3 protein-coding genes are annotated in these 1,498 nt (G+C 40.2%); 1 reads left to right on the top strand and 2 read right to left on the bottom strand.

Features of this window, described 5'->3' with window-relative positions; translation table 11 throughout:
* Positions 1-160, top strand: a 160-nt coding sequence (locus tag BXY_RS19170) for a topoisomerase C-terminal repeat-containing protein (RefSeq protein ID WP_208946925.1), incomplete at its 5' end; no start/stop codon positions are given.
* Positions 161-265: 105 nt separating this feature from the next.
* Here BXY_RS19170 and BXY_RS19165 read toward each other — a convergent pair.
* Positions 266-787 carry a dihydrofolate reductase family protein gene (locus BXY_RS19165; RefSeq protein ID WP_015532708.1) on the bottom strand — a complete coding sequence of 174 codons (522 nt, stop codon included), beginning with the start codon at positions 785-787 and terminating at the stop codon, positions 266-268.
* Positions 788-1,161: 374 nt separating this feature from the next.
* Positions 1,162-1,440, bottom strand: coding sequence for a helix-turn-helix domain-containing protein (locus BXY_RS19160; protein ID WP_005926255.1), 279 nt, complete (start codon positions 1,438-1,440; stop codon positions 1,162-1,164).
* Positions 1,441-1,498: the final 58 nt, after the last annotated feature.

Raw genomic sequence — 1,498 nt, 5'->3', positions numbered from 1 at the left:
GGACAAACAGATTACCGAACTGGTGACTACCGGGAAAACCGGGCTAATCAAAGGCTTTAAAAGCAAGAACGGCAAAGTCTTTGACGCTTCACTTGCCTTTGACGGGCAGTTTAATGTTACTTTCGTGTTCCCTGAAAAGAAAGGCAAACCGAAGAAATAAGACGAAAATCGTTATATTTGCCACAGAAAGTTTCATTATAGATAGATTTATAATTGAAATTTTTGTGGTTGAAGCACCCGGAGGGACACCGGGTGCTTTTTTAAATCATTCTCCTTTATACTGGTAGGTCAGGTAAACGACCTGATTGTCTATCACCCGGTGTCCGGTCAGTTCCCACTTCGACCCGAAAGTCTTTCCTATAAACTTGATACCGTCCCCAAGCATGACCGGAACGATATACAGCGTTATTTCATCCAGCAGGGACGCTTCAATCAGCGAGGTTATAAACTTACCGCCGCCAATGACCTGAATATCGGTTTCCGAACTTGATTTAAGTTCATTGATTGCCCGTAAGGGTATATCGGTAAGAAAGGTTACATTCTCCTTTTTCGTCACATTGGTGTCGTAGTGGGACACTACAAAAGTCTTTTTACTTTTGTACGGCCATCCGCCCCAACGTTTAAAAATCATGTTATAGGTATTCACTCCGGCAAGAAATATACCGGGTTGTTCATAAGCTGCCGAAATTTCCTTTTTAACGTTTTCCGGCATCCAGTCCAAATCATTATCTTTTCGGGCAATGAAGCCATCGAGAGATACAGCAATACAAGTTTTTAAATGTTTCATAAGTTGGTATCAAACAGTTTTTAGTTATAAACTGTTCGCCAGTACGTCTAAAAAAAGCGTGAACTCACACTATTCCAACGTAGAGGCACTGGTACGCCTAAGAGAAGAAACAGGCAAGCCCACGCTATACAGAAGTATAGCATGAACATTGCGCATAAATCTCTTCTCTTTGAAAATTACCAGTTTTCTACGTTGAGACGTTCTGCGAACGCTATGTTATATATAAAAGCAATCGGCTTTTCAACCTATGCTGTTATTGTCTTATGAAACTGTTGCAAATATACAGAAAGTCCCGGATATACCCGAACAGGAAAAAGAAAATCCTGTTTTATCTCACGACAAAACAGGATTAAAAGCTATTAGAAAAGAAAAAATTAGTCGGTTTTTTCACGGATTAACTTGTGTACGTCCGTGGCACGGTAATAACATCTACCATCCAACATAAGGAAAGGGAGTATTCCTTTTTTTCGATAACGGGTCAGTGTTCGAGGGGCTACTTTCAGAAGCAAGCATAAATCCTGATTATCCAGCAGTTCTTCACCATCCAAACAATTACGTCCTTTTATCACCCGGTCTATTTTCTTGTCCTGCATATCGAACCTATCCATGATACGCTCCATCCATGCGGTAAAATCGTCTTTATCTATATACATAAGGCTACCTGATTAAATTAAACCAATCATAAAATAACTTTGGTTGGACGGGTCTTTA

The sequence above is a fragment of the Bacteroides xylanisolvens XB1A genome (genome assembly GCF_000210075.1).
In the GTDB taxonomy this organism is placed as follows: Bacteria; Bacteroidota; Bacteroidia; order Bacteroidales; family Bacteroidaceae; genus Bacteroides; species Bacteroides xylanisolvens.
Note: the sequence above shows the minus strand (reverse complement) of the source record. Positions and strands in the feature narration are given on the sequence as shown.